This window comes from Paralimibaculum aggregatum (genome assembly GCF_030270585.1).
Taxonomy (GTDB): Bacteria; Pseudomonadota; Alphaproteobacteria; order Rhodobacterales; family Rhodobacteraceae; genus Thermohalobaculum; species Thermohalobaculum aggregatum.
On sequence record NZ_BSYI01000035.1, the window covers coordinates 35,394 to 55,228 of the forward strand.

At 72.7% G+C, this 19,835-nt stretch carries 20 protein-coding genes; 15 read left to right on the forward strand and 5 right to left on the reverse strand.

Annotation, left to right across the window (positions count from 1 at the left end; translation table 11 throughout):
- Positions 1 to 105 precede the first annotated feature (105 nt).
- Genes QSJ97_RS18080 through QSJ97_RS18090 form a run of 3 tightly spaced genes read left to right on the forward strand, consistent with a single transcriptional unit; the run spans position 106 to position 3,797 of the window.
- Positions 106 to 1,062 carry an ABC transporter permease gene (locus tag QSJ97_RS18080; protein WP_285673456.1) on the forward strand — a complete coding sequence of 319 codons (957 nt, stop codon included), beginning with the start codon at positions 106 to 108 and terminating at the stop codon, positions 1,060 to 1,062.
- 13 nt (positions 1,063 to 1,075) lie between these two features.
- On the forward strand, positions 1,076 to 2,137 hold the full coding sequence (locus QSJ97_RS18085) for an ABC transporter permease (protein WP_285673457.1): 1,062 nt from the start codon (positions 1,076 to 1,078) through the stop codon (positions 2,135 to 2,137).
- 13 nt (positions 2,138 to 2,150) lie between these two features.
- A complete protein-coding gene (locus QSJ97_RS18090; RefSeq protein WP_285673458.1) occupies positions 2,151 to 3,797 on the forward strand; it encodes an ABC transporter ATP-binding protein in 1,647 nt (548 codons plus the stop codon).
- A gap of 495 nt (positions 3,798 to 4,292) precedes the next feature.
- On the opposite strand, the gene preA is transcribed toward QSJ97_RS18090, so the two are convergent.
- From preA to QSJ97_RS18110, 4 genes are all read right to left on the reverse strand, one after another.
- Entirely contained in the window at positions 4,293 to 5,594 is a 1,302-nt protein-coding gene (gene preA / locus QSJ97_RS18095; protein WP_285673459.1) for an NAD-dependent dihydropyrimidine dehydrogenase subunit PreA, read from the reverse strand.
- Positions 5,595 to 5,674: 80 nt separating this feature from the next.
- Positions 5,675 to 6,196, reverse strand: coding sequence for a hypothetical protein (locus tag QSJ97_RS18100; RefSeq protein WP_285673460.1), 522 nt, complete (start codon positions 6,194 to 6,196; stop codon positions 5,675 to 5,677).
- Between the two features lie 12 nt (positions 6,197 to 6,208).
- Complete coding sequence (locus QSJ97_RS18105) at positions 6,209 to 7,039, reverse strand: class I SAM-dependent methyltransferase (RefSeq protein ID WP_285673461.1); 831 nt, start codon at positions 7,037 to 7,039, stop codon at positions 6,209 to 6,211.
- Between the two features lie 102 nt (positions 7,040 to 7,141).
- A complete protein-coding gene (locus tag QSJ97_RS18110) occupies positions 7,142 to 8,533 on the reverse strand; it encodes an NAD(P)-dependent oxidoreductase (protein ID WP_285673462.1) in 1,392 nt (463 codons plus the stop codon).
- A gap of 184 nt (positions 8,534 to 8,717) precedes the next feature.
- Here QSJ97_RS18110 and QSJ97_RS18115 point away from each other — a divergent pair, with 184 nt between their 5' ends.
- From QSJ97_RS18115 to QSJ97_RS18140, 6 genes are all read left to right on the forward strand, one after another.
- Positions 8,718 to 9,965 (forward strand): Zn-dependent hydrolase, encoded by a 1,248-nt coding sequence (locus tag QSJ97_RS18115; protein ID WP_285673463.1) that lies wholly within the window; start codon positions 8,718 to 8,720, stop codon positions 9,963 to 9,965.
- Positions 9,966 to 10,180: 215 nt separating this feature from the next.
- Complete coding sequence (locus tag QSJ97_RS18120) at positions 10,181 to 10,579, forward strand: hypothetical protein (protein WP_285673464.1); 399 nt, start codon at positions 10,181 to 10,183, stop codon at positions 10,577 to 10,579.
- 32 nt (positions 10,580 to 10,611) lie between these two features.
- Positions 10,612 to 12,072, forward strand: coding sequence for a dihydropyrimidinase (gene hydA / locus QSJ97_RS18125; RefSeq protein ID WP_285673465.1), 1,461 nt, complete (start codon positions 10,612 to 10,614; stop codon positions 12,070 to 12,072).
- A gap of 1,229 nt (positions 12,073 to 13,301) precedes the next feature.
- Complete coding sequence (locus QSJ97_RS18130; protein WP_285673467.1) at positions 13,302 to 14,387, forward strand: nitronate monooxygenase; 1,086 nt, start codon at positions 13,302 to 13,304, stop codon at positions 14,385 to 14,387.
- Between the two features lie 3 nt (positions 14,388 to 14,390).
- Positions 14,391 to 15,002 (forward strand): hypothetical protein, encoded by a 612-nt coding sequence (locus QSJ97_RS18135; protein WP_285673468.1) that lies wholly within the window; start codon positions 14,391 to 14,393, stop codon positions 15,000 to 15,002.
- A gap of 47 nt (positions 15,003 to 15,049) precedes the next feature.
- Complete coding sequence (locus QSJ97_RS18140) at positions 15,050 to 15,598, forward strand: hypothetical protein (protein WP_285673469.1); 549 nt, start codon at positions 15,050 to 15,052, stop codon at positions 15,596 to 15,598.
- A 14-nt stretch (positions 15,599 to 15,612) separates the two neighbouring features.
- On the opposite strand, the gene QSJ97_RS18145 is transcribed toward QSJ97_RS18140, so the two are convergent.
- Complete coding sequence (locus QSJ97_RS18145; protein WP_285673470.1) at positions 15,613 to 16,059, reverse strand: cupin domain-containing protein; 447 nt, start codon at positions 16,057 to 16,059, stop codon at positions 15,613 to 15,615.
- A 43-nt stretch (positions 16,060 to 16,102) separates the two neighbouring features.
- On the opposite strand from QSJ97_RS18145, the gene QSJ97_RS18150 reads away from it, so the two are divergent.
- The 6 genes from QSJ97_RS18150 (at position 16,103) to QSJ97_RS18175 (ending at position 19,768) form a co-directional block, all read left to right on the forward strand.
- On the forward strand, positions 16,103 to 16,933 hold the full coding sequence (locus tag QSJ97_RS18150) for an ABC transporter ATP-binding protein (protein ID WP_285673472.1): 831 nt from the start codon (positions 16,103 to 16,105) through the stop codon (positions 16,931 to 16,933).
- A 16-nt stretch (positions 16,934 to 16,949) separates the two neighbouring features.
- Positions 16,950 to 17,234, forward strand: coding sequence for a hypothetical protein (locus QSJ97_RS18155; protein WP_285673473.1), 285 nt, complete (start codon positions 16,950 to 16,952; stop codon positions 17,232 to 17,234).
- Positions 17,231 to 17,710, forward strand: coding sequence for a GNAT family N-acetyltransferase (locus QSJ97_RS18160; protein WP_285673474.1), 480 nt, complete (start codon positions 17,231 to 17,233; stop codon positions 17,708 to 17,710). The genes QSJ97_RS18155 and QSJ97_RS18160 overlap by 4 nt, the downstream gene beginning before the upstream one ends.
- Positions 17,707 to 18,591: an ABC transporter permease gene (locus tag QSJ97_RS18165; RefSeq protein ID WP_285673475.1), complete on the forward strand. Its 885-nt coding sequence runs from the start codon at positions 17,707 to 17,709 to the stop codon at positions 18,589 to 18,591. Before QSJ97_RS18160 ends, QSJ97_RS18165 begins: the two co-directional genes overlap by 4 nt.
- The gene (locus QSJ97_RS18170; protein ID WP_285673476.1) at positions 18,579 to 19,418 is read left to right on the forward strand and encodes an ABC transporter permease; all 840 of its coding nucleotides are present in this window, start codon (positions 18,579 to 18,581) and stop codon (positions 19,416 to 19,418) included. The genes QSJ97_RS18165 and QSJ97_RS18170 overlap by 13 nt, the downstream gene beginning before the upstream one ends.
- A gap of 62 nt (positions 19,419 to 19,480) precedes the next feature.
- Positions 19,481 to 19,768 carry a hypothetical protein gene (locus QSJ97_RS18175; protein WP_285673477.1) on the forward strand — a complete coding sequence of 96 codons (288 nt, stop codon included), beginning with the start codon at positions 19,481 to 19,483 and terminating at the stop codon, positions 19,766 to 19,768.
- Positions 19,769 to 19,835 lie beyond the last annotated feature (67 nt).

A 19,835-nucleotide genomic window follows, 5' to 3' on the forward strand; every position in this document is an offset into this window, starting at 1 on the left:
CGCCGGACCCAGGAGCGGCGGATCCCCGCCCTTTCGAGCCCGATGCGCCCCCGCTCCGGCCGCCGGCCAGACGATCCGCATGGATGACGGAACCGGAGGGGAGATATGAAGGACGTTCTCATCATCGTGCTGAAGAGACTCGGGCTCGGCCTGATCACGCTGTTCGTGATCTCGATCCTGATCTTCGGCGCGGTGGAGCTTCTGCCCGGCGACATCGCCGAGGCGGTGCTCGGCCAGGGCGCGACGGAGGAAAACGTCGCCGCGATGCGCAAGCAGCTCGGCCTCGACCGGCCGGCGCCGGTGCGCTACCTCGACTGGCTGTCGGGCGCGGTGGTCGGCGATTTCGGCAATTCGCTGGTCTCGGGCTCGAATGTGAGCGAGGTGATCGCGCCGCGCTTTGCCAACACGCTGTTCCTGGCGGCCTATGCCGCGGTGATCGCGGTGCCGCTGGCGATCATTCTCGGGGTGATCGTGGCGCTGCTGCGCAACTCGGTCTTCGACCGGGTGGCCAACGTGCTGACATTGACGTCGATCTCGTCGCCGGAATTCTTCCTGGGCTACATCCTGATCCTCTATCTGTCGGTGAAGACAGGCTATTTCCCGGCGATCGCGAAGCTCAGCTCGGACATGAGCCTGCTCGAGGTGCTGCACCGGACCTTCCTGCCGGCGCTGACCATGGTGCTGGTGGTGATGGCGCACATGATGCGCATGACCCGGGCGGCGATCATCAACCTGCTGGCCTCGCCCTATATCGAGATGGCCCGGCTCAAGGGCACGCCGGCCTGGAAGGTCATCGTCAAGCACGCGCTGCCCAATGCCTGGGCGCCGATCATCAACGTGGTCGCGCTGAACCTCGCCTATCTGATCACCGGCGTGGTGCTGGTCGAGGTGGTGTTCGTCTACCCGGGCATCGGACAGCTCCTGGTCGACGCCGTGACCAAGCGCGACTTCCCGGTGGTGCAGGCCTGCTGCCTGGTCTTCGCGGCCACCTTCATCCTGTTGAACCTCGCGGCGGATGTCGGCTCGATCCTGACCAATCCGCGGCTGCGGCATCCGAAGTAAGAGGGGGGGAGACATGGATTATTTCGTTCTCGGCTACTACACGCTGCTGATCGGGGCCTCCTGCCTCGCCGCCTACTACCAGCAGCGGCCGATCTTCATGCTGCTGTTCTCGATCACGCTGGTCAGCTTCGTGATGGGGATCATCGGCGGCAAGGAAGCGCTCTGGACGACCACGGTGGTCGCCGCCTCGATCGGCCTCGCGGCCGGCACCTCCTATGGCTTCCGCGAGTTCCTGATCAACATCTCGGGCCGCGAGACCCAGAAGATGCTGCGCACCGCGCCGCTGACCGCGAGCTTCGGCATGTTCATCATCTTCACCTATGCGATCATGGGGATCTTCGCGCCGGTGATCGCGCCCTATGGCGAGGCCGAGGTGATCGGCGGCGCCTTCGACCCGCCGGACGAGAACATGCTGCTCGGCGCCGACCAGCTCGGCCGCGACATGTTCAGCCGCATCGTCTACGGCGCGCGCAACACGGTGGGCCTCGCGCTGATGGCCACCGGCGCCGCCTTCGTGATGGGCGCGATGGCGGGGATGCTGGCCGCGGTCAAGGGCGGCTGGTTCGACCAGCTGATGGGCCGGACGGCGGATGTCATCATGTCGGTCCCGTCGCTGATCTTCGCGCTGCTGCTGCTCTCGATCTTCGGCACCAACCTCACCGTGCTGGTGGTGATCGTCGCGGTGATCTATGCGCCGCGAGTGTTCCGCCTGACCCGGGCGGTGGCCGGCAACGTCGTGGTGATGGACTATATCGAGGCGGCCAAGCTGCGCGGCGAGGGCACCTGGTACCTGATCCGCAAGGAGATCCTGCCGAACTCCACGGCGCCGCTGATCGCCGAGTTCGGGCTGGAATTCTGCTTCGTGTTCCTGCTGCTGGCGGGCCTCTCCTTCCTCGGCCTCGGGATCCAGCCGCCGACCGCCGACTGGGGCTCGATGGTGCGCGAGAACGCGACGCTGATCTCCTTCGGCGAGATCACGCCGCTGATCCCGGCGGCGGCCATCGCGCTGCTGACCGTGGCGGTGAACTTCGTGGTGGACTGGATGCTCTACCGCTCGTCCGGCCTGAAGACCTGAAGGAGTGATTGCGATGACGGAGAAGAAGGAAATCCTGCTCAAGATCCGCGACCTCAGGATCGAGGGCTATTCCGACGAGAAGTGGATCGAGATCGTCCACGGCGTCGATCTCACGCTCCGCCGCGGCGAGGTGATGGGGCTGATCGGCGAGAGCGGCGCCGGCAAGTCGACCATCGGGCTCGCCGCCATGGGCTTCGCGCGGGATGGCTGCCGGATCTCCGGCGGCTCGGTGGAGTTCGACGGGCTCGAGCTCACCACCACCGCGGAGGAGGACCTGCGGGCGCTGCGCGGCAACCGCATCGCCTATGTGGCGCAGTCGGCCGCCGCCTCGTTCAACCCGGCGCACAAGCTGATCGACCAGCACACCGAGGCGCCGGTGTATTACCGCATCAGGAAGCGGATGGAGGCGCAGGAAGACGCGATGGAGCTCTATGAGCGCCTGCGCCTTCCCAACCCGCGCGAGATCGGCTTCCGCTATCCGCACCAGGTCTCGGGCGGGCAGCTGCAGCGCGCGATGACGGCGATGGCGATGGCCTGCCGGCCGGATCTCATCATCTTCGACGAGCCGACCACGGCGCTCGACGTCACCACCCAGATCGAGGTGCTGGCGGCGATCCGCGACATCGTCGACCAGTTCAACACGGCGGCGATCTACATCACCCACGACCTCGCGGTGGTGGCGCAGATGGCCGACACCATCAAGGTGCTGCTCAAGGGCAACGAGGTGGAGGAGGCGCCCACCGCCGAGATGCTGGAGAACCCCAAGGAGGAGTACACCAAGAGCCTCTGGGCGGTGCGCAGCTTCAAGCGGCCGCAGAAGCCGCGCCCGACCAGCGAGGAGCCGGTGGTCTCGGTGCAGAACGTCGATGCCGCCTATGGCCCGGTGAAGGTGCTCGACGACGTCTCCTTCGACGTCTATTCCGGCATGACCGTGGCGGTGGTGGGCGAGTCCGGCTCCGGCAAGTCGACCACGGCGCGGGTCATCACCGGGCTGCTGCCGCCGACCACGGGCCGCGTGCTGTTCAAGGGCGAGGAGCTGCCGCCGAACTATCGCAGCCGCACCAAGGACCAGCTCCGCCAGGCCCAGATGATCTACCAGATGGCCGACACGGCGCTGAACCCCAAGGTGCAGATCCACGAGATCATCGGCCGCCCGGCGCAGTTCTACGGCGGGCTGAAGGGCGCCGCGCTGAAGAGCCGGATCGACGAGCTGCTCGACCTGATCGAGCTCGAGCCGGCGAAGTATTTCCACCGCTATCCGCCGGAGCTCTCGGGCGGGCAGAAGCAGCGCATCGGCATCGCCCGGGCGCTGGCGGCGGAGCCGACCTTCATCATCTGCGACGAGGTGACCAGCGCCCTCGACCAGCTGGTGGCGGAGGGCATCCTCAAGCTGCTCGACCGGCTGCAGAAGGAGCTCAACCTCGCCTACATGTTCATCACCCACGATCTCGCCACGGTGCGCTCGATCGCCGACGAGGTGGTGGTGATGAAGCAGGGCAAGGTGGTGGAGCAGGGGCCGAAGGACGTGATGTTCACCCCGCCGCACCACCCCTATACCGACCTGCTGCTCTCCTCGGTGCCGGAGATGGACCCGAACTGGCTCACCACGCTGCTCGAGGAGCGGGGGGTGGACAATATCGGCGAGGCGGCCGATAAGTAGCGCCCGCCGCGCGGCGGGACCTCCCGCCGCGCCCTCCGCTGCCCCGGCACCGGCGCCCAGGCGCCCCCGCATGGCGGCGGCAGGTTGAGAATTCCCTGCGCGCGTCATGCGTTTTTCGCCCGGGTGGTATGCACCGGGCGCAGGGCGATTCATGCGCCTTTTGCTTGATCGCGGGCGCCCAGCTGCTACATGCGGACCATCGACATCAACCCCGGGCCGGCGCCTCCGTGCCGGCATGACAAGGGCGAGATCGGCCACCGCAGGAGGCGACTGGAGAGTCGCAGCATAGGAGCGTGCCATGAACCGCGACCAGTGGATCCGGGAACACCGCCTGCAGGCTTCGACCTGGCACGGGCTGGCTCTTGTCTATGGGTTGATCGTGCTCACCATGCTCGGGGCCTACTCGATGATGTGAGCCGGGCCGCGCCGCGCGCGACCCAGCCCCTCTCCATCGCCGCAATGGAACGGCGCGGCGTCCGCCGCCGCGCCCCGCCCTCATTCCGCCGCCACCCGGCCGGGATTGTTGGGATGCGTGGTCCAGTCGCCATGCTCCGCCGGCACCGTGCGCCCGGTGCGCGGATCGGTGGCGCCGGGGGCCAGCCGCTCCATGGTGATGCAGTTCTCCACCGGGCAGACATTGACGCAGAGATTGCAGGCGACGCATTCCTCGTCGATCACCTCGAACACCCGGCCCGGCTTGATCGCGATCGCCTGGTGGCTGGTGTCCTCGCAGGCGGCAAAGCAGCGCCCGCACTTGATGCAGGCCTCCTGGTCGATGCGCGCCTTGGTCACGAAGTTGAGGTTGAGGTGCTGCCAGTCGGTCACGTTGGGCACCGCGCGGCCGGTGATCGCGGCGAGATCGGCATGGCCCTTCTCCGCCATCCAGGCCTCGAGCCCGGCGGCCATCTCCTGCACCACCCGGAAGCCATAGGTCATCGCCGCGGTGCAGACCTGCACGTTGCCGGCGCCGAGCGCCATGAACTCGGCCGCGTCGCGCCAGGTTGTGATGCCGCCGATGCCGGAGATCGGCAGCCCGGCGCAGTCCGGGTCGCGGGCGATCTCGGCCACCATGTTGAGCGCGATCGGCTTCACCGCCGGGCCGCAATAGCCGCCATGCGAGCCCTTGCCGTCGATGCTCGGCTCCGGGCTGAAGCTGTCGAGATCGACGCTGGTGATCGAGGAGACGGTGTTGATCAGGCTCACCGCATCGGCGCCGCCCTTCTTCGCCGCCCGCGCCGGGTAGCGGATATCGGTGATGTTCGGGGTCAGCTTGACGATCACCGGCATCCGGGTGTTCGCCTTGCACCAGCGCGTGACCATCTCGATATAGTCCGGCACCTGGCCGACGGCGGAGCCCATGCCGCGCTCGCTCATCCCGTGCGGGCAGCCGAAGTTGAGCTCGACCCCGTCGGCGCCGGTGTCCTCGACCTCGGCGAGGATGCCGCGCCAGCTCTCCTCGTCGCAGGGCACCATCAGCGATACCACCATGGCGCGGTCCGGCCAGTCGCGCTTGACCTGCTTGATCTCGGCGAGGTTCACCGCCAGCGGCCGGTCGGTGATCAGCTCGATGTTGTTCATCCCGAGCACGCGGCGGTCGGCGCCATAGACGACGCCGTAGCGCGGGCCGTTGACGTTGACGATATGCGGGTCGAGCCCGAGGGTCTTCCAGACCACCCCGCCCCAGCCGGCGCGGAAGGCGCGCTCCACGTTGTAGGCCTTGTCGGTGGGCGGGGCGGAGGCGAGCCAGAACGGGTTGGGGCTGCGGATCCCGATGAAGTCGCTGCGGATATCGGCCATCTCTCGGCTCCTTCGCATGAACGCTGCGGTCAGGTCCGGCCGGGCGGGGGCCCGGCGCGGGGCGGTCGGGTCGGGCGGGCTCAGCCCGGCGGCTTCAGCCAGCGCCCGCCGCCGCCGGCGGTTCCGGGGCTCTCTCCGGCGCGTTGCCCGGTGCTCTGGCCGGCGCTCTGGCCGGCGCTGCTGCCGGGCGGGCGCAGGCGCCGGCCCGGGCTGTCGAGCGCCGGCGCCGGGGGCAGCGCCTCGGGCGCCGGCAGGCCGCCCGCCCCGGCCCCGGCATCGGGGTTCATCGCGGCGAGCTGGCGCACCATGTCGGTGAGCTGCGCGCAGGGGGTGCTCTCGGGCATCCGGCGGCAGATCGTGCGGGTGCGGTCGATCGCGTCCATCAGGCAGCTGTTGTCGCGGTGGCAGGGGGCGCTCTCCGGCACGCTGCGGGCCATCTCCTCGCAGACCCCCGGCTGCCCGGCGCAGAGCCGCGCCAGCGCCGCCTTGGCCCGCGTCACCTCGCCGGCGCTCGGGCCGGCGGCGGCGGCGGCGCCGGCGACCAGCGCCGCGGCAAGCGCCCCTCCGAGCCTCCATCCGGCAGTCGCGGCGATCGGTGCCATCTCTCCCTCTCCTCAGGGCTTGCGGAACAGCATCTCGACCGGCGCGATCCGCCCGGCCTCGATATTGGCGATCATGTTGGCGATCTTCTGCCCGGCGGTCTCGCCCATCAGCAGATGGATGCCGAGCGGCGGCGGCCCGGTCTCGGCGATCCGGGTGCGCAGCCGGGCGAAGAAGTCGAGCGCGTCGTCGCGCCGGTCGTGCTCGGCCTCGAGGGCGAGCCCGGCGGCGGCGGCGGCGGCGCGGTAGGCCTCCGGCGCCGCGATGAAGCTGCTCTCGGCCGCGGCGGCCCAGGGCACCGGATAGGCGATCTGCCCGGCGCCGACGGCCATCACGTCATAGACCGCGAAGCGCCCGCCCGGGCGCAGCACCCGCGCCGCCTCGGCGAAGAGCCCGGGCTTGTCCGGCACGTTCATGCCGACATGGAACAGCAGCGCGAGATCATGGCTGGCATCCGCCGCCGGCAGGGCGCGCGCGCTGCCGACCGCGAAGCGGCAGGCCGCGTCGAGCCCGACCCGCCGGGTCAGCGCCGCCGCGGTGGCGACGAATTCCGGCGTCAGGTCGACCCCCAGCACCCGGCAGCCGTGCCGGCCGGCCAGATGGCGCGCGGTGCCGCCGATGCCGCAGCCGATGTCGAGCGCCTCCGCGCCGGCGGCGATGTCGAGCCCGCCGAGCACCGCGCGCGTCGCCTCGGCGCCGCCGATGTGGAACTCGTCGACCGGCTTCAGGTCCTCCGGCGTCGGCGCCGCGGGGTCGGCCCCGGCGGCGGCCAGCCCGGCCTCGATCCGCGCCAGCAGGCCGGAGGCGCCGTAATGGCGGGCGACGGTCTCCTCGATCTCGGTCATCGGCGATCCTCCCTGGATCCCCCGGTGCGGCCCCGGTGCGGCCCGGGCACGGCCCCGGCGGGCGCCCCGGTTCGGCCCCGGTGCGGCCGCATCGGGCGCCGGTCAGTCCCCCGTCAGGCTGCGATGGATCGACATCGCGGCGTCGCGCCCCTCGGCGACCGCGGTGACGGTGAGGTCGTCGCCCCCCGCCGCGCAGTCGCCCGCCGCCCAGACGCCGGGGCGCGAGCTCCGGCCCTCGGCATCCACCGCGATCTTGCCGCGCTCCAGCGCGATGCCCTCGGGCGCGCCCTCGAGCACCTGGCCGATCGCGGTGAAGAGCTGGTCGGCGGGCAGCCGGAAGGTCTCCCCGGTGCCCTCGAGCCCGGCGTCGCCGGCGCGGGTGTACTCGAACTCGACCTCGCGCAGCGCGCCCTCGCCGAGCGCCGCCACCGGCCGCGCCCAGAAGCGGAAGGCGACGCCGGCCGCCGCCGCATGGTCCTGCTCGACCCGCGAGGCCGGCATCGAGCCGCGCCCGCGGCGGTAGACGATGGTCACGGTCTCCGCGCCGAGCAGCTTCGACTGCACCGCGGCGTCGATCGCGGTCATGCCGCCGCCGACCACCACCACGTTGCGCCCCACCGGCAGCGCCGAGAGATCGGCCGCCTGGCGCAGCTCGGCGATGAACGCGGTGGCGGGGCGCGCGCCGGGCAGCTCCTCGCCGGCGGCGCCGAGCGCGTTGACCCCGGCGAGCCCCATCGCCAGCAGCACCGCGTCATGCCCGGCCGCCAGCGCGTCCAGCGTCAGCTCCGCCCCGAGCCGGCCGTGCCGGATCGTGATGCCGCCGATGCCGAGCAGCCAGTCGACCTCGCGGCCGGCGAAGCCGCCCACCGCCTTGTAGGCGGCGATGCCGTACTCGTTGAGCCCGCCGGGCTTCTCGCGGGCGTCGTAGACGGTCACGCCATGCCCGAGCATCGCCAGCCGGTGCGCCGCGGCGAGCCCCGCCGGCCCGGCGCCGACCACCGCGATGCGCCGGCCGGTCTCGGCGGCGCGGGCGAAGGGATGCGCCCCGGTGGCCATCTGCGCATCGGTGGCGAAGCGCTGCAGGCGGCCGATCTCCACCGGCTTGCCCTCGGCGGTCTCGCGCACGCAGGCCTCCTCGCAGAGCGTCTCGGTGGGGCAGACCCGGGCGCAGATGCCGCCGAGGATGTTGGCCTCGAAGATCGTCCGCGCCGCCTCCACCGGGCGCTCGGCGGCGATCTGGCGGATGAACATCGGGATGTCGATGCCGGTCGGGCAGGCGGTGACGCAGGGCGCGTCGTGGCAGAAATAGCAGCGGTCGGCGGCGACCAGCGCCTCATGCGCCGAGAGCGGCGGGTGCAGGTCGGCGAAGTTGCCGGCCAGGCGCTCCGGCGGCAGGCGCCCCGGCGCGATCCCGGGGGTGCGGGCGGCGCCCGAGCTGTCGGGATGGCTGGCGGCGGCGGTTTCGGCGGGCTTGGCTGTCTGGCTGGCGGTCATCGGCGCGACATGGTCCCTGGCACGAGTGGCTCGGAGCCTGTCAGCCTGCCCAATGCGCCGCGCCAGATCAAAGGGAAAATGCCCGCGGCCGGGGCCGCGCCGGCGCCGGCGATTAGTCCTTGACCGCGAGGCCGCGGCGGCTAGCGTCGGGAAGACCCCACCCCCCGGAGCGCAGGAGACAGCCATGGCCACAGGCGACAATCTGAAGATCAATGGCGAACGGCTGTGGGACAGCCTGATGCAGATGGCCAGGATCGGCCCGGGAATCGCCGGCGGCAACAACCGCCAGACCCTCACCGACGCCGATGCCGAAGGCCGCGCGCTGTTCAGAAAATGGTGCGAATCCGAGGGGTTGGAGATCGGGGTCGATCGCATGGGCACGATGTTTGCGGCCCGGCCCGGCACCGATCCGGCGGCGCTTCCGGTCTATGTCGGCAGCCATCTCGACACCCAGCCGACGGGCGGCAAATACGACGGCGTGCTCGGCGTGCTCGGCGGGCTGGAGATCATCCGCACGCTGAACGAGGCCGGGGTGAAGACCCGCCATCCGATCGTCGTGACCAACTGGACCAACGAGGAGGGCACCCGCTTCGCGCCGCCGATGCTGGCCTCCGGCGTCTTCGCCGGGGTGCACGAGCTCGACTGGGCCTATGCCCTCGAGGATGCCGAGGGCAAGCGCTTCGGCGACGAGCTGGCCCGGATCGGCTGGCAGGGCGAGGAGGAGGTCGGCGCCCGCAGGATGCACGCCTTCTTCGAGCTGCATATCGAGCAGGGCCCGATCCTCGAGGCCGAGGGTGTGGATATCGGCGTGGTCACCCATGGCCAGGGCCTGCGCTGGATCGAGGTGACCGTCACCGGCAAGGAGAGCCATACCGGCTCGACGCCGATGCCGATGCGCCTCAATGCCGGCCGCGGCCTCGCGCAGATCACTGAACTTGTTCACGAAATCGCCATGAGCCGGCAGCCCGACGCGGTCGGCGCGATCGGCCATGTCGACGTCTATCCCAACTCGCGCAACATCATCCCGGGCCGCGTGGTGTTCACGGTGGATTTCCGCAGCCACCTGATCGACGTGCTCGAGGGCATGGTGGCGCGCTTCGCCGACGAGGCGCCGAAGCTGGCCGCGGGCCTCGGGCTCGGCTTCGAGAGCCGCGTGGTCGGCAGCTTCGATCCGCCGGCCTTCGACGAGGGCTGCGTCGGCGCGGTGCGCCGGGCGGCCGAGGCGATGGGCTATTCGCACCGCGACATCGTCAGCGGCGCCGGCCACGACGCCTGCTGGATCAACCGCGTCGCGCCGACCGCCATGGTGATGTGCCCCTGCGTCGACGGGCTGAGCCACAACGAGGCCGAGGAGATCACCCCGGACTGGGCCGAGAAGGGCGCCAACGTGCTGTTCCGCGCGGTGCTGGAAACCGCCGGGATCGCCGCGTGAGCGGTTCGCTTTCGGCGGAACCGGGGTTCGCGCGAACCGGCCGGAACAAGGTTCGCGCCGCCCCGCCGCGCCGGCCGGAAATGTACGGAAGGACGGGGTTCGGCCGGGAGGTTCGCGGGAACACCGCATGAGGGCGGAGCGCGATGCGACCGGGCGCCGCCCGTGATCCGCGGCCGCGCCCGGGAGCGGGCCGAGACCGGCCCAGGGAGGAGAGCATGAAGCGGCGCCTGGCCATCGCAAGCCTGACCTGTCTCGCGGCGTGCTCGCCGCCGCCCCCCGGCGCGAGCAGCGTCACCGGCGTGAGCAGCGTCGCCGGGCCGGGCGGCGCACCGCCGAACAGGGTGAGGCGCAGCCGCGCGCCCGATGCCTGCTGCGCGGCGGCGTCCCGGACCTGCGGCGGCGGCAGCCATCAGGTGCCCGGAAGCGCCAGCCATGCCGGCGGGCTCCTCGCCGATGTCCTGCCCGGCCCGGTGACCTGGTACGGGATGACGTTTGCCTGCGGCCCCTCCGACGGCCGGCCGGCCGGTTTTCCACCACGTGGCGCCGCTCAGAGAGCGCCGGGCTTCGCCACCTGCAACACGATCGGGAACTCAACGAATTGCGTTCAGTTCTAGGGCTTTAGGGCGCTGAGCAAGGAGCCAGAGCAATGACCAAGGTGATCAAGGGCGGGACCATCGTGACCGCCGACCGGAGCTGGAAGGCCGATGTCCTGATCGAGGGCGAGACCATCAGGGCGATCGGCGAGAACCTCTCGGGCGACGAGGTGATCGACGCCTCCGAGGCCTATGTCATCCCCGGCGGCATCGACCCGCATACCCATCTCGAGATGCCCTTCATGGGCACCCGCGCGGCGGAGACCTTCACCTCCGGCACCTTCGCCGCCGCCGCCGGCGGCACCACCATGCTGGTGGATTTCGTGCTGCCGGGGCCGGATGGCAGCCTGCTCAACGCCATCGAGGACTGGAACGGCCGCGCGCTGCCGCAGATCTCGGTCGATCTCGGCTACCACATGGCGATCACCGGCTGGTCCGAGCAGATCCATGCCGAGATGCCCGAGGTGGTGAAGCGCGGGGTCAACACCTTCAAGCATTTCATGGCCTACAAGGGCGCGCTGATGGTGGAGGACGACGAGATGTTCGCCTCCTTCCAGCGCTGCGCCGAGCTCGGCGCGCTGCCGCTGGTGCATGCCGAGAACGGCGACCTGGTGGCGGCGCTGCAGGAGAAGTACATGGCCGCCGGCACCACCGGGCCGGAGGGGCATGCCTATTCGCGCCCGCCGGAGGTCGAGGGCGAGGCCGCCAACCGCGCGATCATGATCGCCGATGCCGCCGGCGTGCCGCTCTACATCGTGCATGTCTCCTGCGAGCAGGCGCATGAGGCGATCCGGCGCGCCCGGCAGAAGGGCATGCGGGTCTATGGCGAGCCGCTGATCCAGCACCTGGTGCTCGACGAGCGCGAGTATTTCCACGCCGACTGGGAGCACGCGGCGCGCCGGGTGATGTCGCCGCCGTTCCGCGACCGCGGCCACCAGGACAGCCTCTGGGCCGGGCTCGCGGCGGGCTCGCTGCAGGTGGTGGCGACCGACCATGCCGCCTTCACCACCGAGCAGAAGCGGATGGGGCTGAAGGGCTTCCCGAGCATCCCCAACGGCACCGGCGGGCTCGAGGACCGGCTCGCCGTGCTCTGGTCGAAGGGGGTGGAGAGCGGGCGGCTGACCCCGGAGGAGTTCGTCGCCGTCACCTCGACCAACATCGCCAAGATCCTCAACGTCTATCCGCGCAAGGGCGCCATCGTCGAGGGCGCCGATGCCGATCTCGTGGTCTGGGACCCGAAGCTCTCCAAGACCATCACCGCGGCGACGCAGAAGAGCATCATCGACTACAACGTGTTCGAGGGCATCGAGGTCAGCGCGCAGCCGCGCTACACCCTCTCGCGCGGCGACGTGGTCTGGGCGCATGGCCAGAACAGCCAGCCGCAGCCGGGGCGCGGCCGCTTCATCCCGCGGCCGGCCTTCCCCTCGGCGCACAAGGCGCTCTCGGCCTGGAAGTCGCTCAACAGCCCGCGCAGGATCGAGCGCGACCCGCAGAACATCCCCTCGGGGGTGTGAGCGCGCGCCCTGGCCGGCATCGGCGGGCGCAGGGCCTGCCTCGGGTTGCCCGCCGCGGCGCCGGGCCGCGCGACCCGCAGAACATCCCCTGGGGGGTGTGAGCGCCTGCCCTGGCCGGCATCGACGGGCGCGGGGCATGCCCCGGGTTGCCCGGCGAGGCGTCGGTCCGCGCGACCCGAAGAACATCCCTCGGGGGTGTGAGGGCGCGCCCTGGCCGGCATCGGCGGGCGCAGGGCCTGCCTCGGGCTGCCCGGCGAGGCCCGCGGCCCGGCATCGCCGGCTGCCCGCCGCGGCGCCGGGCCGCGCGACCCGCAGAACATCCCCTGGGGGGTGTGAGCGCCTGCCCTGGCCGGCATCGACGGGCGCGGGGCATGCCCCGGGTTGCCCGGCGAGGCCCGCGGCCCGGCATAGCCGGCCGGCCGCCGCGGCGCCGGGCCGCGCGACCCGCAGAACATCCCCTCGGCGGTGTGAGGGCCTGCCCTGGCCGGCATCGCCGGGCGCAGGCCCTGCCTCGGGCTGCCCGGCGAGGCCCGCGGCCCGGCATCGCCAGCTGCCCGCCGCGGCGCCGGGCCGCGCGACCCGCAGAACATCCCCTCGGGGGTGTGAGGGCGCGCCCTGGCCGGCATCGGCGGGCGCGGGGCCTGCTTCGGGCTGCCCGGCGAGGCCCGCGGCCCGGCATCGCCGGCCGCCCGCCGCGGCGCCGGGCCGCGCGACCCGCAGAACATCCCCTCGGGGGTGTGAGGGCGCGCCCTGGCCGGCATCGGCGGGCGCGGGGCCTGCCTCGGGCTGCCCGGTAAGGCACGCGGCCCGGCATCGCCGGCTGCCCGCCGCGGCGCCGGGCCGGGGCGGGCGCGGAGGCGGGGCGGCGCGCGCACCGGGTGGCCCCCGGGCCGCGTGCGGATCGCGGCGTCCGGGATGAGGCCCGGGGCGGCGCGCCGGTGCGATCCGGGCGATCCGGGCGGCGCAACCGGCGCGACCCGCGAGACCGCGGGCCGGGCCGCTTCAGGGCCCGGCGCCTCGCGGGGGCCGGCTGCCGGCGACGGGGCGGGCCACGGGGCGGGCCTCCGCGCCGTGCGTCTGGCGCAGGGCGGCAAAGCGGGCCGCGTTCCCGCCGCCGGGAGCAGCGCGGCGACGGGCTTCCGCGGGCTCGACATCCGGGCGGGCGGCGGCGAAGATCGGGCCGGGTCCGCACGCGCGGTGCGGCGCGGCATCATCTGAGGGAGCGCCCCATGGGCTGGCCGGACCGGCGCTTTGCGGATCTCGTCGGTGTCGAGCACCCGATCGTGCAGGCGCCGATGACGCATTCCTGTTCGCCGGCGCTGGCGGCGGCGGTCTCCGACGCCGGCGCCCTGGGCTCGATGGGCATGGCCTTCAAGTCGGCGGAGCGGCGCGCCGGGGACATCGCCGCCGCCGCGCGGCTCACCAACCGGGCGGTCAATCTCAACTTCTTCGCCAACCGGGCGGCGGTGGAGGGGCCGGGCCGCCCCGATGCGGCGCGGGCGGCGGCGGCGCCGGCCTATGCCGCGCTCGGGCTCGGCGCGCCGCCGGAGGCGCTCCCGGCAGAGGGGCTCGCCGCCACCGGCGACGGTTTCGGCGCGGCCGAGCTCGCGCTGCTGCTCGCGGTGCGGCCGCGGGTGGCGAGCTTCCATTTCGGCCTGCCGGACCGGGACGCGGTCGCGGCGCTGAAGGCGGCCGGCATCCGGCTCGGTGCCACCGCCACCACCACGGCGGAGGCCCGCGCGGTGGAGGAGGCGGGCTGCGATTTCGTCGTCGCCCAGGGCTTCGAGGCCGGCGGGCATCGCGGCGCCCATGCGCCCACGGCGGCGGATGGCGGGGTCGGCACCCTCGCGCTGGTGCCGCAGATCGCCGATGCGGTGACGCTGCCGGTGGTGGCGGCGGGCGGCATCGCCGACGGGCGCGGCATCGCCGCGGCCTTCGCGCTGGGCGCGGCGGGGGTGCAGCTCGGCACCGCCTTCCTGCGCTGCCCGGAGGCGGCGACCGATGCGCCCCGCCGCGCCCGGCTGGCGGCGGCGACCGACAGCGACACCATCGTCACCGCCGCGGTCTCGGGCCGGTCCAACCGGATCGCCGCCGGGCCGGGGCTGCGCGCGCTGGCGGCCGGGGCGCCGGCCTGCCTGCCGTTCCCCACGCAATACGCGCTCTCCGGCCCGCTGCGCGCCGCCGGCGGCGCGGATTACGCGGCGCACCAGTATGGCCAGGCGGCGGCGCTGGCGCGGGAGCTGCCGGCGCGCGAGCTGGTCGCGGCGCTGGCCGCCGAGGCGCTCGACCGCTTGGCCTGGCTCGGCAGGGCCTGAGCGATGGAGCCGCTGATCCCTCTCCTCGCGCTCGGCATCGTCGCGCTCGGCGTGCTGGTCACGCTCCGGCGGCGGCGCAGCCGGCAGCGGCGGCTCGACCCGGAGGGCTGGCGGCTGATCCGCAGGCGCCGGCACTGGCGCGCCGACCGGCAGCACCGCAGCCCCGGCAGCCTGAGCTACGAGGTCGCGCTCGACCGGCTCGGTGCCGAGCGCAACGCCCGGCTCAACGAGCTGATCGCGGCGCGCGACGTTGCCGCCGCGGCGGCGCTGCTGGAGGCGGCGGGCTTTCCGGCGGCGGAGGCGATCGACCGGGCCGAGCGCTATACCCTGCGCCCGCATCCGGAGGCCGACACCCGCGGCCTCGGCGCCGGGCGCCGGCGCGGCGCGGTGGAGCTGCCGCCGGCCGCCGCGATGGCCGAGGCGCGGGCCCGGGCCGGGCTCGCCGCGGCGCCGGGCGGCTCCGCCGGCGCGGTCGAGGCCGAGATCGCGGCGCTGATGGCTGCCGGGCGCAAGATCCATGCGGTCAAGCTCTACCGCAGCCATTACGGCACCGACCTGCGCACCGCGAAGCTGGCCGTCGAAGCGATGGACAGGGACCGCCGCGCCGGGGGATAGATGGGCAGGCGCGCCGCGAGGCGCCGCGCAAAAGGGGGAGAGCCGGAATGCAGGCGAGCCAGGCCAAGGACTTCTTCGTCAGCGAGTTCAAGCACATGCTGCCGCCGACGATCTTCTTCATCATCTGCTTCAACGTGATCGCGCTCACCGTGGCGCTGCTCGCCGAGGGCCGCGAGGCCAGCCTCGGCGCCCATGCCGGCGCCACCCTGGCGGGCATGGTCTGCGGCAAGGCGGTGCTGGTGGCCGACCGGCTGCCCTTCTTCAACCGCTATCCGCAGTATCCGCTGATCTGGAACGCGCTCTGGAAGACGCTGCTCTATGTCGCCGTCACCTTCGCCTTCCGGCTGCTCGAGAAGCTGCTCTCGGCGGCCACCGGGGAATACGGCTTCTCCGCCGGCGTGGCCGAGCATGTCGCGCATTTCGAGTGGTCGCGGTTCTTCGCGATCCAGCTCTGGCTGCTGATCCTGTTCTTCCTCTACACCGCCTTCGGCGAGCTGGTCGGGCAGGTCGGGCGGGCGCGCATCATGCAGATGTTCTTCGGCCCGGTGGCGCCCGGGGCGGCGGAGCCCGGCGGCCGGCCGGCCGGCCCTTCGTGAGCGCCGCGGCGGCCTCAGCCGGCCTCGATGCCCGCGAGCTCCGGCACCAGCCCCTCGAGATCGGGGCGCAGCACGACGCTCTCCTGCTCGTGCGGGTCGGTGCGCGCGATCACCGCGACCGCCTCGGCGCCGGAGAGGTTGGCCGGCAGGTGCGGCATCCCGGCGGGGATGTAGACCAGGTCGCCGGCGCGGGTGTCCATGCGGTGCTCGAGCCGCTCGCCCCACCACATGACGACCTCGCCGGAGATGGTGTAGACCGCGGTCTCGTGGCTCTCGTGCAGATGCGCGCGGGCACGCCTGCCGGGCGGGATGGTCAGCAGATGCATGCAGATCGCTGCCGCGCCGGTGGTCTCGCGGGCGATGCCCTCGAAATAGTCGAAGCCCTGCTTGCCGGAATAGGTGTTGGCGGGGCGTATCCTGTGGCAGACAGGTTTGCCTGAGGGGGTGTCCGATGCGCTCATGTCCGATCCTTTCGCGAGGCCGCGCCGCCGCGGCGGGTGCCCGATGAGCGGCGCCGGTCCCGTCTCCGGCCAGTTGGCCCCCGGCGCCGCGGCGCTGTCAACCGCGGTCGAGGCGCGCGGGCTCTCGCTGACCTTCGAGACCGGCGACGGCCCGGTCGAGGCGCTGAAGGGCGTCGACCTCTCGATCGCGCGCGGCGATTTCGTCAGCTTCATCGGCCCCTCGGGCTGCGGCAAGACCACCTTCCTGCGCTGCATCGCCGGGCTCGAGCACCCGACCGGCGGCAGCCTCGAGGTCAACGGGCTGACGCCGGACGCGGCGCGCCGGGCGCGCGCCTACGGCTATGTCTTCCAGGCCCCGGCGCTGCTGCCCTGGCGCACCATCGGCGGCAACATCCGGCTGCCGCTGGAGATCATGGGGGTGCCGAAGCCCGAGCGCATGGCGCGCACCGGCGAGGTGCTGGCGCTGGTCGGGCTCGACGGCTTCGCCCGGAAATATCCCTGGCAGCTCTCGGGCGGCATGCAGTCGCGCGCCTCGATCGCCCGGGCGCTCTCCTTCGATGCCGATCTGCTGCTGATGGACGAGCCCTTCGGCGCGCTCGACGAGATCGTCCGCGACCATCTCAACGAGGCGCTGCTGGAGCTCTGGGCGCGCACCGGCAAGACGGTGTGCTTCGTCACCCACTCGATCCCGGAGGCGGTGTTCCTCTCGACCCGGATCGTGGTGATGTCGCCGCGGCCCGGCCGCATCGCCGACGTGATCGAGAGCCCGCTCGGCCGCGAGCGCCCGCTGGAGATCCGCGAGACGCCGGAATTCCTCGAGGTGGCGCGGCGGGTGCGCGAGGGGCTGCGCGCGGGGCACAGCTATGACGACTGAGCCGGAGAACCGCCGCGTGGCCGCCAGGGCGGCCCGGCAGGAGCACGCGCGCCCGGGCCGCGCCCCCCTTGGCCGCCCGGCCCGCCGCCTCGCCGGGGCGCTGGAGACCTGCCTGCGGCTCTGGCTCTGGGCGCTCGGCATCGGCTTCGCGCTGGCGCTGGTCGGCATCGCGCCGACGGCGATCGGCGTGGCGGCGCTCACCGGGCCGGTCTGGCTGGTGATCGCCGCGCTGGTGTTCTGGGGCCGGATGCTCGACGAGACCATGCAGCCGCGCTCCGACCTCGAGGAGGGCCCGCGATGACCGCCGCCCTCGCCGCAGCCCGGATCCGTGCCGCCCGCCCCGGCGACGCCGCGGCCTGCGCCGCGATCCTCAATGCCTGGATCGACGCCACCCCCTGGATGGTGCGGGTGCATCCCGCGGAGGCGGTGCTGCGCCACTACCGCGAGCGCGTGCTGACGCAGCAGAGCGTCTTCGTCGCCGAAGTGGCGGGGGCGGTCGCCGGCTTCCTCGCGCTCGACCTGGCGGAGGCCAAGGTCACCGCGCTCTATGTCGCCGCGGCGCATCGCGGCCGCGGCATCGGCGCGGCGCTGCTGGGCCGGGCCAAGGCGGCGCGGCCGGACCGGCTGCGGCTCTGGGCCTTCGCGGCCAATGCCGGGGCCCGCCGCTTCTATGCCCGCGAGGGGTTCCGCGAGGCCTGGCGCACCGAGGGCGAGAACGAGGAGGGGCTGCCGGACGTGCTGTTCCTCTGGGGCAGCCATCCGGGGGCGCCGTCATGAGCTGGCTGAGCCGCACGGCGCTGCCGGTGCTCGCGGTGCTCGCCGCGGTGGTGGCGCTCTGGTATGCCGGGGCGGTGCTGCTGAACGCGCCCTGGGAGCGCGACCAGGCGGCCCGCGCCGGCACCGAGATCGGCCTCGCCGAGCTGGTCGCCAACACCATGCACCAGGACCGCCCGGTGCTGCCGGCGCCGCATCAGGTGGCGGCGGAGATCTGGGAGACCACGGCGGAAAAGCGCATCACCTCGAAGCGCAGCCTGGTCTACCATGCCTCGATCACCCTCTCGGCGACGCTGGTCGGTTTCGCGCTCGGGGTCGGGCTCGGCATGCTGCTGGCGATCGGCATCGTGCACAACCGGGCGATGGGGCTCTCGGTGATGCCCTGGGTGATCGCCAGCCAGACCGTGCCGATCCTCGCGGTGGCGCCGATGATCATCGTGGTGCTGTACAATCTCGGGGTGCAGGGGCTGCTCGCCAAGGCGGCGATCTCGGCCTATCTCTCGTTCTTCCCGGTGGTGGTGGCGATGGCCAAGGGGCTGCGCGCGCCGGACCGCATGGCGCTCGACCTGATGGCGACATGGAACGCCAGCCCGGCGCAGGTGTTCTGGAAGCTGCGGCTGCCGGCGGCGCTGCCCTACCTGTTCCCGGCGCTGAAGGTGGCGATCTCGATCGCCCTGGTCGGCGCGATCATCGGCGAGCTGCCGACCGGCTCGCAGGGCGGCTTCGGCGCGCGCATGCTGAACGGCAGCTATTACGGGCAGGTGCTGATCATCTGGTCGGCGCTGATCGGCGCCGCCTGCTGCGCGGCGGTGCTGGTCGGGCTGATCGGGCTGATCGAGCGGCTGGTGCTGAAGGCGATGGGAGGCCGGGCATGGGCGGGCTGATCGCGGGCGGCGCCGTCGGGCTCTGGCTCGGGCTCTGGTGGCTCAACATCCGGCTCTCGCGGCGGCACGGGCGCTGGGTGCGGGTGCTGGTGCCGGGGCTGTTCGGGCTGGCGCTGCTGCTGCTCTGGGAGGGGCTGGTGCGCGGGCTCGGGGTGCCGGCGGTGATCCTGCCGGCGCCCTCGGCGATCGCCGCGGCGATCGCGGCGCGGCCGGAGATGCTCTGGGCGGATTTCGTGCAGACGGTGATCCGCTCGGTGCTGCCGGGCTATGCCATGGGCTGCGGCGCCGCCTTCCTGGTGGCGCTGGCGGTCGACCGCTCGCCGTTCCTGCAGCGCGGGCTGCTGCCGCTCGGCACCCTCGCCGCGGCGCTGCCGATCGTCGGCATCGCGCCGATCATGGTGATGTGGTTCGGCTTCGACTGGCAGTCGAAGGCGGCGGTGGTGGTGGCGATGGTGTTCTTCCCGGTGCTGGTCAACACCATGCAGGGGCTGAAGGCGGCCGACCGGCTGCATCTCGACCTGATGGCGACCTATGGCGCGAGCTACTGGCAGACGCTCTTCCGCCTGCGGCTGCCGGCGGCGGCGCCCTTCGTCTTCGGCGGGCTCAAGCTCTGCACCACGCTGGCGCTGATCGGGGCGATCGTGGCGGAGTTCTTCGGCACCCCGACCCAGGGCATCGGCTTCCGCATCTCGACCGAGATCGGCCGGCTGGCGCTCGACACCGTCTGGGCCGAGATCGCGGTGGCGGCGGTGGCCGGCTCGGTGTTCTTCGGGCTGGTCGCGGCGATCGAGCGGGCGGTGACGTTCTGGCATCCGAGCCAGCGCTGATCCGGCTTTTCCGCCGCGGGCGGCGGCGCTATGATCCGCCATCCCTGTCAGCGAGTCGTCCGATGGGCAGTTCCGACACAGTTCCCAGGACCGTCCTGGATCTCCTCAAGGCGGCGCGGAAGCGGCAGTCGCGGCTCGATGCCGCGGCCCGGAGCAACCGCGCCCTGGTCAGGCGCCTCGGCGCCGCGCTGGCCGAGCGCGATGCGCAGAAGCAGGCGCGGCAGTTCGACGAGATCATGCGCGTGCTGGCCGAGATCCAGACCACCATGAAGCTGAGCACCGAGATGATCGCGACGCTCTCCAAGCACAGGTCGGAAATGGGAGCGATGGTGGCCCGCAACCATCGCTAGCGGCGGCGTGCGCCTGCCGCCGCCGGGCCGGCGCGGCCCAGCCGGGGCGGCGTGCCGGGACGCCGGG

Coding starts and splice junctions, on each gene's coding strand:
- QSJ97_RS18080 (WP_285673456.1), top strand. CDS start 106: ATGAAGGACGTTCTCATCATCGTGCTGAAGAGACTCGGGCTCGGCCTG.
- QSJ97_RS18085 (WP_285673457.1), top strand. CDS start 1,076: ATGGATTATTTCGTTCTCGGCTACTACACGCTGCTGATCGGGGCCTCC.
- QSJ97_RS18090 (WP_285673458.1), top strand. CDS start 2,151: ATGACGGAGAAGAAGGAAATCCTGCTCAAGATCCGCGACCTCAGGATC.
- preA (WP_285673459.1), bottom strand. CDS start 5,594: ATGGCCGATATCCGCAGCGACTTCATCGGGATCCGCAGCCCCAACCCG.
- QSJ97_RS18100 (WP_285673460.1), bottom strand. CDS start 6,196: ATGGCACCGATCGCCGCGACTGCCGGATGGAGGCTCGGAGGGGCGCTT.
- QSJ97_RS18105 (WP_285673461.1), bottom strand. CDS start 7,039: ATGACCGAGATCGAGGAGACCGTCGCCCGCCATTACGGCGCCTCCGGC.
- QSJ97_RS18110 (WP_285673462.1), bottom strand. CDS start 8,533: ATGACCGCCAGCCAGACAGCCAAGCCCGCCGAAACCGCCGCCGCCAGC.
- QSJ97_RS18115 (WP_285673463.1), top strand. CDS start 8,718: ATGGCCACAGGCGACAATCTGAAGATCAATGGCGAACGGCTGTGGGAC.
- QSJ97_RS18120 (WP_285673464.1), top strand. CDS start 10,181: ATGAAGCGGCGCCTGGCCATCGCAAGCCTGACCTGTCTCGCGGCGTGC.
- hydA (WP_285673465.1), top strand. CDS start 10,612: ATGACCAAGGTGATCAAGGGCGGGACCATCGTGACCGCCGACCGGAGC.
- QSJ97_RS18130 (WP_285673467.1), top strand. CDS start 13,302: ATGGGCTGGCCGGACCGGCGCTTTGCGGATCTCGTCGGTGTCGAGCAC.
- QSJ97_RS18135 (WP_285673468.1), top strand. CDS start 14,391: ATGGAGCCGCTGATCCCTCTCCTCGCGCTCGGCATCGTCGCGCTCGGC.
- QSJ97_RS18140 (WP_285673469.1), top strand. CDS start 15,050: ATGCAGGCGAGCCAGGCCAAGGACTTCTTCGTCAGCGAGTTCAAGCAC.
- QSJ97_RS18145 (WP_285673470.1), bottom strand. CDS start 16,059: ATGAGCGCATCGGACACCCCCTCAGGCAAACCTGTCTGCCACAGGATA.
- QSJ97_RS18150 (WP_285673472.1), top strand. CDS start 16,103: ATGAGCGGCGCCGGTCCCGTCTCCGGCCAGTTGGCCCCCGGCGCCGCG.
- QSJ97_RS18160 (WP_285673474.1), top strand. CDS start 17,231: ATGACCGCCGCCCTCGCCGCAGCCCGGATCCGTGCCGCCCGCCCCGGC.
- QSJ97_RS18165 (WP_285673475.1), top strand. CDS start 17,707: ATGAGCTGGCTGAGCCGCACGGCGCTGCCGGTGCTCGCGGTGCTCGCC.
- QSJ97_RS18170 (WP_285673476.1), top strand. CDS start 18,579: ATGGGCGGGCTGATCGCGGGCGGCGCCGTCGGGCTCTGGCTCGGGCTC.
- QSJ97_RS18175 (WP_285673477.1), top strand. CDS start 19,481: ATGGGCAGTTCCGACACAGTTCCCAGGACCGTCCTGGATCTCCTCAAG.